This is a genomic window from Acidobacteriota bacterium (genome assembly GCA_030949985.1).
Classification (GTDB): Bacteria; Acidobacteriota; Polarisedimenticolia; order J045; family J045; genus JALTMS01.
The window spans coordinates 1-15,357 of record JAUZRX010000028.1 but is presented as its reverse complement, the minus strand read 5'-3'; the positions used below and the strand labels follow the sequence as shown (position 1 = coordinate 15,357).

Here is a 15,357-nt window from a genome sequence, read left to right as displayed (position 1 = left end):
GCTATTTCCCTCCTTCGGCCGCGTAGCGCCGGATCACGTCGAGGCACTCTTCGGCGGAGGGAACGTTGCCGCCCATCCGTCCGTAGAAGTGGACCGGAACGTTGTCGTGAACCGACAGGCGCACGTCCTCGACCATCTGGCCGTTGCTCAACTCGAAGGTGATGATGCGATCGACCCTTCCCGCCAGGTTTTCGAGGTGCGCCTTGGGGAAGGGCCAGAGGCTGATCGGCCGCACCAGGCCCACTTTCAGGCCTTCTTCCCGCGCCGCCCGCACCGCCGAGCGCAGCACCCGGGACATGATGCCGTAGCCCACCACCAGGATCGTCGCGTCGTCCACCAGGAAGTCTTCGACCCTCACCTCGGCGGCTTCGATCTCCTTGTACTTGCGCTGCAGTTTGCGGTTGTGCTCTTCGAGCTGGTCATGCTCGAGGAAGATGGACGAAACCAGGTTCTCCCGGGTCTCGGCGTCGGCCCGCACCGCCCACTCTTTTTCCGGCAGGGCGGGTACCGGGTCGGGGAAGGAAACCGGCTCCATCATCTGGCCGGTGAAGCCGTCCGCCATCAGGTAGACCGGCGTGCGATAGCGATCGGCGACCTCGAAGGCGTGCATGGTCAGATCGCACATTTCCTGGCCCGTGGCCGGTGCGAAGACCGGGTTGCGGTAGTTGCCGTGACCGCCGATGCGCACGATCTGGTTGTAGTCGCTCTGCTCGGGGCCGATATTGCCCAGTCCCGGTCCGCCGCGGACGATGCTGACGATGACCGCGGGCAGCTCCGCACCGGCGAGGTAGGAGATGCCCTCCTGCATCAGGCTGATGCCCGGCCCCGACGAGGCGGTCATGGTGCGGACTCCGGTGCTGGCGGCGCCATAGACCATGTTGATCGAAGCCGTTTCGGACTCCGCCTGGATGAAGGTGCCGCCGGCGGCAGGGAAGTCCCGGGCCGCGGCCTCGGCGATTTCGCTGGCCGGCGTGATGGGATAGCCGAAGAAGGTTTTGCAGCCGGCCAGGATCGCACCCTTGATGATGGCCTCGTTCCCCTTGATCAGAAGGGGCGGCCGCCTAAGGCTCACAGACATGTTTCACCTCTCGTGTTCAGGCCGATTTCTCGAGACGGAAGACGGTGATCGCTCCGGGCTCCGGGCAGGCGTAGAAACAAAAGCCGCAGCCGGTACAGCCGGAGCCGGTGTAGGCCACCGGGAAATAGCCCTGTTTGTTGAGGGTTTTGGTGCGAACGAGAACATGGACCGGACAAACCGCGGTGCAGAGCAGACAGCCTTTGCACTCGTCGGTACCGATCTCCACCCGACCCCGGTCTGGACGCGTCGCCATGGTGCGCTCCTGTGGAAAAACTGGTGCCGAAGCTGGAAAGGGAGTAGGAACTAACGTGTTAGTCATTAATATCTTAAGCTCATCCTCCGGCTACGTCAAAAAGCGTCCGCCTGGGAGTCTAACAGAAGCATCTAAGTCGTTATGGAGCAATCCGTTATAGGTTTTCCGGGCCCGGGGTCGGGCCTCTCCGGGAGAGGTGGGGCGATGGTTTGACGAAGGCCGGCGGAGTCACCATATTGCCCGTATCGGGCTTCTCCGCCGGCCGGAGGCTCACCGGGAAGGTCGTCCCCATGTCGTCACGGTCCAGCACCCGGAGTCGAACCGCCGAATCCACCGGCTCGGGGGCTCCCTTGCGCTGGAGCCTGGATTTGCACCAGGGCTGGAGCGCCATCGACGACCTTCAGGACGAGTGGAACTGGCTGCTCGGCGCGCAGCGCTGGCCTCTGCCCGGTTCAGGCCCCGCCGGCGCCCGGATCCTCGGCCAGGTTCGGCCCTCGGGACCCGTGCCCCTGATCGCCGCCCTGCGACTGAACTCCCGCATCGAGGGCATCATCGCCCTCGAGACCTACCGCTGGATGGGGGGGCTGGTGGCCCGCTTCCTCGGCCAGGGGCTCTTCTATCGTCATCAACCCCTGCTCTCGGTGGAAGGCCGGAGGGTGGGGGCCGCCGACCTGCTGCGGGCGCTCTCCCGGCGGCTGGGCAAGGCGGTCGTTTTCCACCTCGAAGGTATCGGTCCGTCGGGTCCCGCCATCGAGTGGCTGCGCGAGGGGCTGCGTGGGGTACCGGGCTGGACCGAGTTCCGCGTCGCCCGCCGGGAAACCGAACTCGATCTGCGCGGTGGCTGGGAGCGAGTGCTCTCGTCGATCCCCCAGACCCTGCGGCGGGCGGCGGCGGCGCCGGGGGGAGGCTCGTGGCGGTTCCACATCGAGTCACCTGCCCGGGTGGGACGCCTGGCGGAGTTGCGGGAGCGGATGGACTCCACCCTGCCGGAGACCAGTGACCGCTGGCGGGTGATGGCGGGGATCTTCGACGCGGCTCCCGAGGAGGCTCGGCGGCTGGCGGTCCTCGCATGCGACGGCCGGCCGGTGGCGGCGTGCGCCCTTTGGGTCATGCGGCGCCGAGCGATCGAGATCGCCGTGATGAAGGACCCCGCACTCCCGGCGGCCCGGCTGGTCGCCGCCCTGCGGCTCGGTGTGATCGAGTCGCTGGCCCGCCAGGGTGAGACCGAGTCCATGTTGCTGGTTCCCGCGGCTCCGGGAGCGGGTTGCGGGGTGGGGCTCCTGGTACGGCATCAGCGCGCGCTGATCGGGGCCCCCTACCCGGGCCTGGCGCGGATCGGGGCCCGGATCCTGGCCTGGGCCGCGACCCGCGAAGGCGGGACATCCTGGCTGCCCGCGGGTTTGCGGGGCCCCGCAGGCACAATCGGCAGCCTCGGGGGGGCGGAGCAGGGTAGACTCTTGCCTCCATCAGAGCGAGGCCAGGGTCGTGAGCACAACCACCCGCATAGAGATCGGCATCAGGCCGGGGCAGGTCGATAGCCGCGGCGTCTCCGTCGCCCACCGAATCCGCACCCTGCTGGGGATTCCCGTCGGAGAGGTGCGCACGCGAGACGTCTATCACATTCAGCCGGCCCTCTCCGCCCGGCAGGCCGAGCAGGTAGCCCGGGCCTTCGCCGGGCCTGTTCTGCGGCGGGGGGCGGTCGGTCGGCTCGAGGGACGGGACTTCGACATGGTGGTGGCGGTGGGTTTCCGCCCCGGCGTGACCGATCCCGTCGCCCACTCGGCCAGGGTCGCGATCGAGGATCTCCTGGGCCTGTCACCGGGCCGGTGCGAGGCCGTGTTCACCTCCCGGCTCTACCTGCTTGCCGGAGTCGACCGCGCCCAGGCCGAGCGTATCGCCCGGGAACTCCTGGCCAATGAAGTGATCGAGAGGATCACCATCCAGAGTCGGGAAGAGTGGGAGGCCTCCGAGCCGGACCTGGAGGTGCCCCGGGTGCGGGAGAGCCGGGTTCCCGAGACGCGGACGATCTCCCTCGAAGTGGAGGACGCTGCACTCGATCGCCTGAGTCGCGAGATGCTCCTGGCCTTGAGCACCGACGAGATGCGGGTGATTCGGGACTTCTTTCGCCGGGCCGGCGAGGATCCCGGCCGCCGGGCGGCGGGGCTCGGCGCGGAGCCCACGGATGCCGAGCTGGAATGCCTGGCCCAGACCTGGTCGGAGCACTGCAAGCACAAGATCATGAGCGCCACCATCCGCTATCGCGGTCCGGGTGAGGAGGAGGAGATCATCGATTCCCTCTTCGGCACCTACATCAAGGGCGCCACGCGTGCCGTGGACGCGGCGATCCGGCAGCGGGAAGGGCGGAGTTGGCTGGTCTCGGTCTTCCACGACAACGCGGGCGTGATCGCGGCCACGGACCGGCATCACCTGGTCTACAAGGTGGAGACCCACAACAGTCCCTCGGCGCTCGATCCCTACGGTGGGGCGATCACCGGCATCGTCGGTGTCAACCGGGATCCCTTCGGGACGGGCCTGGGCGCCGAGTTGCTGGCCAACGTCTGGGGCTACTGCTTTGCCGACCCCGACTGGGAAGGGGATCTGCCGGCGGGCCTGCTCCATCCCCGTCGCATCCGGGAAGGCGTCCACCGCGGTGTGATCGATGGGGGTAACCAGTCGGGCATCCCCTATGGTCGGGGTTTCGAGTTCTTCGACCCGCGCTTCCTGGGCAAGCCCCTGGTCTACTGCGGGACCGTGGGCCGCATGCCGGTGCAGGTCGCCGGTCGACCGGCTCACGAGAAGGCGGCCCGGCCGGGAGATCGCATCGTGATGGTCGGCGGACGTATCGGTAAGGACGGGATCCACGGCGCGACGTTCTCCAGTGCGGAGCTGACCGAGGAGAGTCCGGTCCAGGCGGTGCAAATCGGGGATCCGATCACCGAGAAGATGATGTTCGACTTCCTGGTCGAGGCTCGGGACCTGGGGCTGTACTCCGCGATCACCGACAACGGCGCCGGCGGCCTTTCCTCCTCGGTGGGGGAGATGGCCCAGGCCCCCGGCGGCGCACGGATGGATCTGGCCCGGGCGCCACTGAAATACCAGGGCCTGGCTCCCTGGGAGGTGCTGGTCTCCGAGGCCCAGGAGCGGATGACCGTCGCCGTGCCCCCGGAGAACCTGGAGCGCTTCATCGAACTGGCCCGACGGCGGGAGGTGGAAGCGACGGACCTGGGGGAGTTCACAGACAGCGGCGTTTTCCACTGCCTGTGGGGCGAACGAACGGTGACCTACCTGCCGATGGAGTTTCTGCACGAAGGGCTGCCCCCCATGCGCCTCGAGGCTCGCTTCGACCCGCCCGAGATCGCCGATCCCCAGCGCTTGCCGTTGCCGGCGGCTCGGGGCCTGGGAGAGCAGGCGCGGGCCTTCATCGCCCGCCACAACCTGGCTTCCAACGAGGCGCTCTGCCGGGTTTACGATCACGAGGTCAAGGCGTTGACGGTGGTCAAGCCCTGGGTGGGCGTTCACCGGGACGTGCCCTCCGACGCCACCGTCTTCCAGGTCGACCACCAGGGCTGGGAGGGTTATGCCCTGGCGGAGGGGATCTTTCCCACCTACTCGGACATCGACGCTCACGCCATGGCCCAGGCGGCGATGGATCTGGCCCTGCGGCGCCTGCTGGCCGCCGGGGCGAGGCCGGACCGGATCGCGGCCCTCGACAACTTCTGCTGGCCGGATCCCCTGCCCGGGCCGACCAACCCGGACGCCGAACACAAACTGGCCCAGCTCGTACGCACCTGTCGCGGACTCTACGAGTCCTGCACGGCCTACGGTGTGCCGCTGATCTCCGGCAAAGACTCGATGAAGAACGACGCGGTGATCGGCGGCAAGAGGATCAGCATCCCTCCCACCCTGCTGGTTTCCGCCATCGGCCTGGTACCCGACGTGCGGCAGGCGATGACCCTCGAGGTCCCGGAGCACCGGCTGGAGATCCTGATGCTCGGGGTCACGGCCGACGAGTTGGGAGGCAGCCAGTGGGCGGCCCACCGCGGCGTGGACTTCCCCCGGGTGCCCCGTTGTCGGCCCAGGGCCTGGGCGCCCCGCTACCGGGCCCTGGCCGGTGTGATCCGCGACCGCCTGGTGCAGGCCGTTCACGCGCCGGCCCTGGGCGGTCTGCTGCCCGCCCTGCTGCGCCTGGCCCGGGCCGGCGATGCCGGCGTGGAGGTGGACCTGGAAGCCTTGCCGGTGGAGGGAGACGTAGGCTGGGAGGCCCGGCTTTTCGGCGAGTCCTGCGGGCGCATGCTCCTGTGTTGTCGACCCGAAGACAGGGAAGAGGTTTGCCGGCGGCTGGCGGGTGAACCCCTGGCCCGCATCGGTCGCTTCGGTGACGACGGGCGGCTGCGCGTCTCACTGGGCCGGCGGCTGTTGCTGGACGAGAGCGTGGAGACACTGGTGTCCTGCTGGCGGCGCGAGGCCGCCGGGGAGGAAAGTTAGATGGGCGCGGGCGACAACGCGGGCCTGAGGGTGCTGATTCCCGTCGGGCTGGGGCTCAACTGCGAGGCGGAGACGGCCCACGCCTTTCGTTCCCTCGGCGTGGAGCCCGACAGGGTGCACCTGACCGACCTCTTCGCTCACCGGGGGCCGCGGCCCCTGGCCGATTACCACGTGATCGCCTTCATCGGAGGATTCTCCTACGGTGACCACGTGGCGGGCGGCCTGGTGCTCGCCACGCGCCTGAGAGCGCACCTCGAAGACGACTTGCGGCGCTTCCTCGAAAGGGGGGGGCTGGCCATCGGGATCTGCAATGGTTTTCAGACCCTCGTGCGCCTGGGCCTGCTGCCGGGGCCCGAGGAGGGAGCCCACGATTTCGTGCAGCGGGCGGACCTGGGGCCCAACGATCGTCTCGGCTACCGTAACGCCTGGGTGCGCCTGCGGGTCGAGCCGGGCACGCGCTGCCTTTGGACCCGGGGGATGGATTCATTCGAACTGCCCGCCCGCCACGGCGAGGGCAAGTTTCTCACCGAGCCCGCCGGCCTGGTCCGGCGTCTTGCCGAGGACGGCCGGGTGGCGGTGCGCTACGTGGACGAGGCGGGCCGGCCCACGGAGCGGTGGCCGTGGAACCCCAACGGCTCGACGGGCGGAATCGCCGGGATCTGTGATCACTCGGGAAGGGTTTTCGGCCTGATGCCTCATCCCGACGCTTTCCTGCATCCCTGGCACCATCCCGACTGGCGCCGACAGCCGGCTCCCGAAACCCGGGAGCCGGCGGGACTGGCCCTGTTCCGCTCGGGCCTCGACGCCGCCCGGGAGCTGGTGTAGGTCCATGGGTGCGGAGTCCTCCCCGGTCCGAGGCGCGTTTCTTTTTCTCGCCGTGCTGATCGCCGCGTTCAGCGTGCAGGCCTACAGCCAGCGCTGGTACAACGACGACACCTTCATCACCTTCCGCTACTCCCGCAACCTGGTGGAGGGTGCGGGGATCGCCTGGAACACGGTGGACGGTGTGCCGGTGGAGGGCAGCACTTCCCTGGGCTGGATGCTGCTCGCCGCTTTGGGGATGGTCGTCGGTCTCGACCCGGTGGGGTTTACCCATTTCCTGGGGATCCTCGCCGGGGCGGCCGCGATGGTGGTCAGTTGGCGCGTCGCCCGGGATCGGCTCGGACTGTCTCCCCTGCGGGCCCTCGCCGCGCCTTTGGTGCTCGCTCTCGGGCGCCAGTGGCTGGTGTGGGCGGTGGCCGGTCTCGAGACCCGGGCCGCCACCCTGCTGGTGCTCGTGGCCACCGCGCGCCTGGCGCTGGAGATCGAGGATCCCGGGCGTCGGGCCTGGATCAGCGGCCTGCTGTTTTTCCTCGCCACGGTCTTTCGTCCGGAAGTGCCCCTGCTGCATCTCGCCGCGGGAGCGGGCCTGGCCGTGGCGGCCGGCGGCAGGGACTCGCTCAAGAGGATCGCGCTGTCCGGCCTGGTCCACGGCGCCTGGCTCCTCGGACTCTGCGGCTGGCGTATGGCGCTGTTCGGCAAGCCCCTGCCCAACACCTTCTACGCCAAGGTGGGCGGGGTGCAGCTTTCGCTGGGCCTGACTTACGTGGGGCAATTCCTGGCGCAGAACTTCGCCTGGATCTGGCTGCCGTTGATCGTGGCGGGGGTGTGGTGGGCTCGCCGCCGCCTGCCGCTCCTGGTGCCCGCCCTGCTGGCCCAGGCTCTGTTCTGGACGACCTGGGTCGCGGTGGAGGGCGGGGGCGCCTGGGAGTTTCGTTTTTTCGACATGCTGCTGCCCGGTCTGGCCCTGCTGGCGGCCTTCTCCCTCGACCGCCTGGCGCCCGCGGAGGCCGGGCGTCGTCGGCTATTCGCCGTGGGGGCGTGGGTCGTGGCGGCCGCCTTCGCCGTGCCCACCTTCAGGCCCTTCCAGGAGTTCTTCCCGACGGTCTCGTGGCGCTCACTCAAGCACTCGGCGGACGAGATGCTGCGGGAAGGCCGCTTGCTGGCGCCCTACCTGGGTCCCACTGACCGGATCTGCATCGGCTGGGCCGGGGCTCTGCCCTGGGTGACGGGTGCGTGGCACTTCGACCCCTTCGGGCTGAACGACCCCGAGATCGCCACCCGGCCGTTCCAGAAGCAGAGCGTGCTCTTCCACCAGCGGCATGCCACCTGGGACGACGTGGTGCGCCGCCGGGTGATGTTCTGCGATATCTTCAACCAGTTTCTCTATGACCGGCCTTACGCCCCCAACCAGGTGCCTCGGAGCTTGATGCCCTGGGCCCGGGATGGGGTGATGGTGCACTGCCTGGAATTGCCGATCCGCGAGCGCTGGCGCTACTGGATCTTCGCCTCTCCCGCGCCGGTGAGCGAGGTCCGTGCCTGGGCCGGGAGGAAGGGGCTCAAGGTGCACTACTCGGCGCCGCTGATCGTCTCCCGCCCCGGAGTGCGTCGGTGAGGGGCCTGCCTGCCGGCGCGGTCTCCTGGGTGGAGATCGACCTGGACGCTCTCCGGCGCAACCTGGGGGCGTTTCGCAGCCGGTTGGGGCGCGGCACTCGCCTGGCGGCGGTGGTCAAGGCCAACGCCTACGGTCACGGGGTGGAGCTGGTGGCGCCGGCGGCTCTCGAGGCCGGCGCCGACGTGCTGGCGGTGATCAACCTGGCCGAGGGGGTCGCATTGCGGAGGCTGGTGGGGCGGGACGTTCCCATCGTCGTGCTCGGCCGCGTGCCCCCCGGCGATTGCCCCCCGGCGGTGGAAGCCGGCCTCGAGCTGACTCTCTACGACCGGGCCGCCGCCGAGGCCCTGGCCGTGGCGGCGCGGCGGTTGGGGAGGGTGGCCCGGGTGCACCTGAAGGTCGAGACGGGAACCCACCGGCAAGGCCTGGCCGGCGAGGCGTTGCTCGACCTGGCGCGCCATGTCGCGGGTCGTGAAAGCCTCCGCCTGGCCGGGATCTCGACCCACTTCGCGGACATCGAAGACACCACCGATCACGACTTCGCCCGTCGGCAGTTGGAGACTTTCCTGTCCTGCTCCGAGCAGGTCCGTGCGCTCCATCCATCGTCGACGCCGCTGCGCCACGTGGCCTGTTCGGCGGCGGCGATCCTGTTTCCCGAAACCCATCTGGACATGGCGCGTGTGGGCATCGCCCTCTACGGTCTGTGGCCTTCCCGGGAAACCCTGGTCTCGGCCCGGGAGCGAAGCCTGGCCGATTTCCAACTCGAACCCGTGCTGAGCTGGAAGGCCGCCATCGCCCAGGTGAAGGTGGTGCCACGGGGCGCCTGGGTCGGTTACGGGCGGTCGTGGCGCGCGGGCCGGGAGAGCCGGATCGCCGTCGTGCCCGTGGGCTACTACGAGGGCTACGACCGCTCCCTTTCGGGTCGGGCCCACGTGTTGTGTCATGGAAGCCGGGCTCCGGTGGTCGGTCGGGTATGCATGAACATGTTCATGATCGATGTCACCGACGCCGGGCCGGTACAGGCCGGAGACGAGGTGGTCCTGATCGGTGCGTCGGGAGGGGAGCGGATCCGTGCGGAGGATCTGGCGGGCTGGGCCGGGACGATCCACTACGAGATCGTCTCCCGCATCCACCCCTCCTTGCCCCGGATCGCCGTCAGCCGAGACCGAAGCGCTTGAGCTTGCGATAGAGGGTGGTGCGGCCGATGCCCAGTCGTCGCGCCGCCTGGCTGAGATTGCCCCGGCAGGCCTCCACCGCTCGCCGCACGTGCTGGCGCTCGACTTCCTCGAGGGGAGCGATGCTCTCTCCGGAGAGGGCCGGCGGCAGGGAAGAGCGTCCCGCGGTGAGGGACCGGGCGCCGCCGATCCCGGGGGGCAGGTGCTCGGGGAGAATCGTCTCCCCGCCGGCGAGGACCAGCGCCCGCCGAATCACGTTCTGCAGTTCACGGACGTTGCCCGGCCAGTCGTGGCTCTCGAGGCATTCGAGGGCTGCGGCGGAGATGCCCTGGGTCGGGGCTTTGCCCGCGCGGGCGATGACGTGGTCGACCAGCGCGGGAATGTCTTCCTTGCGGTCCCGCAGGGGCGGGATGTGGACCGGAAAGACCGCCAGGCGGTAGTAGAGGTCCTCCCGAAATCGTCCTTCCGCCACCGCGCGCTCGAGATCCTGGTGGGTCGCGCAGATCACCCGCACATCCACCCGGATCGCCGTGTTGCCGCCGAGGCGGAACACCGTCCGGTCCTGGAGCACCCGGAGCAGCTTGGCCTGCACCGCGGGAGCCATGTCGGCGATCTCGTCGAGGAAGAGGGTGCCCCCGTCTGCCTGCTCGAATTTTCCGATGTGCCGGCTGGTGGCGCCGGTGAAGGCTCCCTTTTCATGCCCGAAGAGTTCGCTTTCCAGCAGTCCTTCAGGTAGAGCCGCGCAATTGACCGGCAGGAAGGGGCCGTTCGAGCGGGGGCCCTCGGCGTGGATCACCCGGGCGAAGAGATCCTTGCCGGTACCGGAGGCACCGGTGAGAAGAACGGTCAGATCGCTGGGAAGCACTTTCTCCACCAGGGCCAGGCATTCTCGGAGGCCACCTTCGGCGCCGATGATCTCGGAGAAGCGTTCCGTGGCGGCAAGGCGGCACCGCAGCCGCCGGACTTCCCGGGCCAGGTGACGGATTTCGAGCCCATTGCGCAGCGCGATTTCGAGGCGCTCCAACTCGAAGGGCTTGGCGAGGAAGTCGTGGGCGCCGAGTTTCATCGCCTCCACGGCCGTGTCCACCGATCCATGGGCGGTGAGAACGATCACCGGCAGATCGCGATCGATGCGACGGAGGTGGCGCAACACCTCGAGACCCGCCATGTCGGGCAGTTTCAGGTCCAGCAGGACGAGATCCGCGCCGCTTTTCTCGAAGGTCTCGATGGCTTGTCCCCCGCTGCCGGCGGTGGAGACGGTGTAGCCGGCCCGGCCCAGGTTATGGGCCAGCAGGCGGCAGATGTTCGGCTCGTCGTCCACCACGAGGATCCGTGCGGTGGTTTCCCGCGCGCTCGGAGAGGACGGCTGGGGCGGGGTGAGGATCGCGCTCATGGGTTCCACTCCTGGCGTCCTTCCCGGGTGCCGGGTGGCAGAGCGTGGCGAATCGGTGCGGACCTCCTGGAGTCAATATGGTGACGGCGGCCGCCTTGTGCCAGCGTGAAACACCTTCCCGCGTATCGAAATGGAACGTTCCGCCCGCGGGAGCGCGCCGCCAAGGAGACCGGTGGCGGACCGGTGGCGGAGAAGGTCTTTGATCTTGACGGAAAAGGTCCATATTATCCCGCAATCGGGTGTGAGTCGGTGCTGGTGTGATCCTTGCATCTGCACTTCGGCGCGAGCGGGAAGGAGCGAGGAAGAGCGAGGTCTCTCTTGGCTTCCGACAAGCAGCAGGGTATTGACTCTCGTGCGGGGAGGACGCCCGGGGCCCGATACCCCGAAAGTTTCGCCGATCCGGCGGCCCCGTCTTCCGAGTGGGCCGTGTCGATCTTCGACGCGTTGCCCGACGCGGTGCTGGTCACCGACGCGGAGGGCCGCATTCAGTGGGTCAGCCACGTCTTCTCGCGGCTTTTCGGCTATTCCGAGGCCCTGCTTCGTGGGGAAAGGGCCAGTCTGATCGTCGGGCCCTACGCATCCGAAGCGGAAGGTCGTGCCCTGTCCGAGCTGGTGGCCCGGGGCGAGGGGGACATCGATCTGACGGCTTTCAACCAGGAAGGCATCTCGTTCCCCGCCTGGATCCGCGTGCGGATACCCGACAAGCATCCTGAACTGCGGCTGGTCGTGGTGACCGATGGAAGCGAACGGGAACGTTTGCGCGCCGAACTGGTGGTCAAGGCGGAGGCGGCCCAGCGCGAAAAGGAAATCTTGCGCTCCACCGCGGAATCCATCGCGGAAGGCTTGCTGGTCGCCGACGATTCCGAGCGCATCGTTCTGGTCAACAGTGCGGCGAGCCGGCTGCTGGGCGTCTCGGCGACGGAGATCAACGGCCGCCCACTGGCCTCGGTGGAACTTCCCGGCACCCTGCGCGGGCACTGGCTGGCGTTTCTCGCGGGGGCGCGCCAGATCGACGCCCGTGGTCTCGAAGTTGAGGTCGGGGACGAAACGCGCCATGTGCAGGTGCAGTTGGCCAAGGTCTGCAGCGTTCGAGGACTGCCCCTGGGTTCGGTGGTCGTCCTGGCCGAGGAGGCCGTGGGCGGCAAAGACGCCGGGGATGGTGCGGCCCTCCTCGAGGTCTTCTTCCACCAGTTGCGCACACCACTGGCCTCGATTCAAGGATTCGCGGCGACGCTGACCGGCGACGAGAATCTCGCCCCGGAACTGCAGCGGGAGTTCTGCGGCATCATCCGCAAGGATGCCGCCCGCCTTGCGCGACGGCTCGAGACATGGCTCGAGATCTTCCGCCTTCATGCCGGCCTCCCGGTTCTCGAGCGGGACCTGGTGGATCTCAATGGACTTTTGCTGGAATCGGTGGACCAGGTCTGCGAAGAAGCGTCCGTCGATCCCTCTCGATTCCAGGTGGATCTTCCCGGAAACCCCGTCATCGCGTCGGTCGATCGCAGGCGAGTTCAGAACGCGCTCAAGGAACTCGTGCGCAATGCCGTGGAGCACGGTTGGTCGGAGCGGGGAGTGTCGATCAGCCTGAGGGGCGACTCGGGGGCGGCGACGGCGGAAGTGCGCGACTGGGGCCAGGGGTTGCCTCCGGGCGCGGAAGAAGCCTTCGCGCGGGTTGCGAGTGCTTTCCCCCATCGTGCCGACGGCGGGACCGCGGTGGGCCTGGGTCTCGCATTTTGCCGCAAGGTGGCAGAGCGGCACGCGGGAGATCTGCGCGTGGAGACGGCCGAAGGCGGGGGCGTGCGGGTCGCCTTGAGGCTGCCCCTGTAGACTTGGGACCCGGTGCCGCAGCAAAAAAGGGACGCCCGGGAGGGCGTCCCTTTTCCCTGACGGGATGTGTTTGGTATCTACCTTTTCTTGGTCGTGCGACGGGTCTTGCGCCGGGTGGTCTTGCGCTTGGTCGCCTTGCGCGCCGTCTTCTTTTTGGTGGCCTTCTTCTTGGCCGTCTTCTTTTTGGTGGTCTTGCGCTTGGTGGCCTTCTTCTTCGCGGCCTTCTTCCTGGTCACCTTCTTTTTGGTGGCCTTCTTCTTGGTCGCCTTCTTCTTCGTGGCCTTCTTTCTGGTGGCCTTCTTCTTGGCGACCTTCCGCTTGGTGGCTTTTCTCGCCACCTTCTTCTTGGTGGCCTTGCGCATCGCCATGGGCCTGGTGCCTCCTTTCTCGGACGAGAGCTTCGTCCGGTGTCGCGTGACGGGAAGTCACGCAGTATTCAGAACTTCGTCGTGAATATGGTTGAACTGTTTCGCACTTGTCAAGAGCTGTCCGAAGGAAAGTCTCATTCCACGGGGGACTTGGTCTCTTCGGGAGAGCCGGGGGCGGAGCGTCGGGGGCGTCCTGGACGCGGAGGCATGAGTTGCTGGAGGCCCAGTTCCCGGATCCGTCGGCGCAGAGTGCGAACACTGATGCCGAGCATCTCGGCAGCTCGAGTTCTCGAACCACCGGTTGCGCTGAGGGTGGCGCGAATCGCCTCGGCCTCGATGTCCCGCAGCGAGCGGCCGGCCATGTCTCGGAGCGGGACGGCCGGAGACAGGCCGCCACGAATCGCAGCGGGTAGATGTTCGACGTCGATGGTTTCCGCCGCCGTGGAGACCACCACCGCTTCGAGAGTGTTGATCAGCTCCCGCACATTGCCTGGCCATGGGTAGCGACGAAGGGTGTCCAGGGCTTTGTCCGTGATGCGGCGCAGTCGGAGGTGGTTGGTTCGGCAGAGTTCCTCGAGAGTCGTAGTGACCAGTTCCGGGATGTCCTCGCGGCGTTGGCGGAGAGGCGGTACTTCAAGAGTCACGACTTTGAGGCGGTAGTAGAGGTCTTCGCGAAAGCGGCCTTCGCGCACCATCCGCTCGAGATCCGCGTTGGTGGCGGCGACCAGGCGCACGTCCACCCTGAGGGTGCGCGATCCACCGACTCGCATGAACTCCTGGGTTTCGATCACCCGCAGCAGCTTGGCCTGGGTCGCCACGTCGGTCTCACCGATCTCGTCGAGGAAAAGGGTCCCGGAGTGGGCCAGTTCGAACTTGCCGGCCCGACGGCTGACCGCGCCGGTGAACGCGCCTCGCTCATGACCGAAGAGCTCGGTTTCGATCAGGTGCGGCGGCAGCGCGGCGCAATTGATGGCGACGAAGGGAGCCTGGGCCCGCGGTGAACGGAAATGCAGACTGCGGGAGACGAGTTCCTTGCCTACCCCGCTCTCCCCCCTGATCAACACCGTGGTCCTCAGCCGCGCCACCCTGTCCAGGGTCTCCTGGAGCTTGCGCATGGCCGCCGAGTGGGCGACCACCGTGCGGGCCTTGAATGAGCGGCGGGAGCGCTCGGTGATGGCGTCTTCGAGACTCGCCAGGTGCGCCCCCAGGTCCCGGGCCTCGAGCAGGCGACCCACCCTCAGGCGCAGTTCGAGGGGATGAGCGGGGCTGTGCACCACATCGTGGGCCCCGGCTTCGAGAAGGGTGTAGGCCGGAGACGGGTCGCCCGGGGGAGCGATGACGATGATGATGGGGGGGTCGGGGGGGCGGCGTAGCCGAACGAGTGCTTCTTCGGGTTGGGGGCCGAGGAGGCCGTAGTCCACCAGCAGCACGTCGCAGGGCTCGATCTCGATTTCGCCGAGGATGGCCTCGAGATCGGTCGCTGTTCGCAGGTGGGGGCAGAGGTCGGGACAGCCCTGGCGGATACGTGACGCTTCCGAAGGATTTTGGACAGCGACGATGGCGCGGCGCTGGGGGGAGACAGGGAAGCTGGGAGGGGCAGTGGCCATGGTCAGGCTACTCCGCCAAGGGGTGTCGCGGTGATGCGACCAGGGCTATTCTCGGCCATCGTGGCCTAGAATACAAGGCGAAATGGGTCAGAATCGCCGTGTTATTCCCCGCCACCGCGCGCCGGCTCGCTGTCTCAGTACTATAACGCTTTGTTAAACAGCATGTTAGATCTTTCTTCCGGAAGGCGATGAGCTGGCAGAGTTATTGCTTCCCAATAAAGGGCGATGGCGGCTGCACCCCCGCAGCGCAACTCGAAAACGCGAAGGGGACGACTCATATGGCGACGATGGCGACGAAAAAGCTGGGCACGAAGACCACCACGCGGCGCAAGACCACCCGCAAGCCGAAGGAACTGGTGAACTACAGCTTCAACGGCGAGAACTACGTGCTGGACCTGCACCGGGACCGGGTCTACCGCAACTGGATGGCGATCGAGACCAACAAGGGCGTTTCCATCATCGGCGCGTACAAGGCCTCCCTCGGGCTCTGATCGCGCTGGTCCGACGGCGGCCCGGTGGTGGGGCTGCCGGCCCGAACACGAGATCATCAGGAAAGGGACGACCCGCGGGTCGTCCCTTTCTCGTCTCTGCTTCGTCATGTTCTTGCGGCGACGGCCTTCGCCGGCTTCGACGGTAACGGAGATCTCGACGTCCGCCTCGAGGCCCGGGAGGGCAAGACCTGGGTCGTCTGGGAGGACTCGGCAGCCCACCTGGCATGGTGCGAGCTGCTCCCCGGCGGG

Annotated in this window: 13 protein-coding genes; 8 read left to right on the top strand and 5 right to left on the bottom strand. The window is 67.8% G+C overall.

The features are described 5' to 3' along the window. Position 1: 1 nt before the first annotated feature. Together Q9Q40_08775 and Q9Q40_08770 are read right to left on the bottom strand one after the other, a co-directional pair. The gene (locus Q9Q40_08775; GenBank protein MDQ7007313.1) at positions 2-1,078 is read right to left on the bottom strand and encodes a 3-methyl-2-oxobutanoate dehydrogenase subunit VorB; all 1,077 of its coding nucleotides are present in this window, start codon (positions 1,076-1,078) and stop codon (positions 2-4) included. 16 nt (positions 1,079-1,094) lie between these two features. Next, positions 1,095-1,331: a ferredoxin family protein gene (locus Q9Q40_08770; protein MDQ7007312.1), complete on the bottom strand. Its 237-nt coding sequence runs from the start codon at positions 1,329-1,331 to the stop codon at positions 1,095-1,097. Between the two features lie 290 nt (positions 1,332-1,621). Between Q9Q40_08770 and Q9Q40_08765 the strand changes: the two genes are divergently transcribed. Genes Q9Q40_08765 through alr form a run of 5 tightly spaced genes read left to right on the top strand, consistent with a single transcriptional unit; the run spans position 1,622 to position 9,425 of the window. Next, the gene (locus Q9Q40_08765; protein MDQ7007311.1) at positions 1,622-2,869 is read left to right on the top strand and encodes a GNAT family N-acetyltransferase; all 1,248 of its coding nucleotides are present in this window, start codon (positions 1,622-1,624) and stop codon (positions 2,867-2,869) included. After that, on the top strand, positions 2,817-5,816 hold the full coding sequence (locus Q9Q40_08760) for an AIR synthase-related protein (protein ID MDQ7007310.1): 3,000 nt from the start codon (positions 2,817-2,819) through the stop codon (positions 5,814-5,816). The genes Q9Q40_08765 and Q9Q40_08760 overlap by 53 nt, the downstream gene beginning before the upstream one ends. After that, positions 5,817-6,641, top strand: coding sequence for a phosphoribosylformylglycinamidine synthase subunit PurQ (locus tag Q9Q40_08755; protein MDQ7007309.1), 825 nt, complete (start codon positions 5,817-5,819; stop codon positions 6,639-6,641). Positions 6,642-6,645: 4 nt separating this feature from the next. Further along, entirely contained in the window at positions 6,646-8,250 is a 1,605-nt protein-coding gene (locus tag Q9Q40_08750) for a hypothetical protein (protein MDQ7007308.1), read from the top strand. Next, a complete protein-coding gene (gene alr / locus Q9Q40_08745) occupies positions 8,247-9,425 on the top strand; it encodes an alanine racemase (GenBank protein MDQ7007307.1) in 1,179 nt (392 codons plus the stop codon). The genes Q9Q40_08750 and alr overlap by 4 nt, the downstream gene beginning before the upstream one ends. Here alr and Q9Q40_08740 read toward each other — a convergent pair. Then, a complete protein-coding gene (locus Q9Q40_08740; GenBank protein MDQ7007306.1) occupies positions 9,403-10,815 on the bottom strand; it encodes a sigma-54 dependent transcriptional regulator in 1,413 nt (470 codons plus the stop codon). The genes alr and Q9Q40_08740 overlap by 23 nt on opposite strands. Before the next feature lie 426 nt (positions 10,816-11,241). Between Q9Q40_08740 and Q9Q40_08735 the strand changes: the two genes are divergently transcribed. Continuing rightward, positions 11,242-12,642, top strand: a complete 1,401-nt coding sequence (locus Q9Q40_08735; protein ID MDQ7007305.1) for a PAS domain-containing protein — start codon at positions 11,242-11,244, stop codon at positions 12,640-12,642. A gap of 77 nt (positions 12,643-12,719) precedes the next feature. Here the strand turns inward: Q9Q40_08735 and Q9Q40_08730 are convergent, their stop codons facing one another. Both Q9Q40_08730 and Q9Q40_08725 read right to left on the bottom strand, forming a co-directional pair. After that, the gene (locus Q9Q40_08730) at positions 12,720-13,010 is read right to left on the bottom strand and encodes a hypothetical protein (GenBank protein MDQ7007304.1); all 291 of its coding nucleotides are present in this window, start codon (positions 13,008-13,010) and stop codon (positions 12,720-12,722) included. Positions 13,011-13,144: 134 nt separating this feature from the next. Beyond that, entirely contained in the window at positions 13,145-14,617 is a 1,473-nt protein-coding gene (locus Q9Q40_08725) for a sigma-54 dependent transcriptional regulator (GenBank protein MDQ7007303.1), read from the bottom strand. A 278-nt stretch (positions 14,618-14,895) separates the two neighbouring features. Between Q9Q40_08725 and Q9Q40_08720 the strand changes: the two genes are divergently transcribed. After that, a complete protein-coding gene (locus tag Q9Q40_08720) occupies positions 14,896-15,108 on the top strand; it encodes a hypothetical protein (GenBank protein ID MDQ7007302.1) in 213 nt (70 codons plus the stop codon). Positions 15,109-15,135: 27 nt separating this feature from the next. Beyond that, the coding region (locus Q9Q40_08715; GenBank protein ID MDQ7007301.1) for a hypothetical protein at positions 15,136-15,357 on the top strand (222 nt) is incomplete at its 3' end.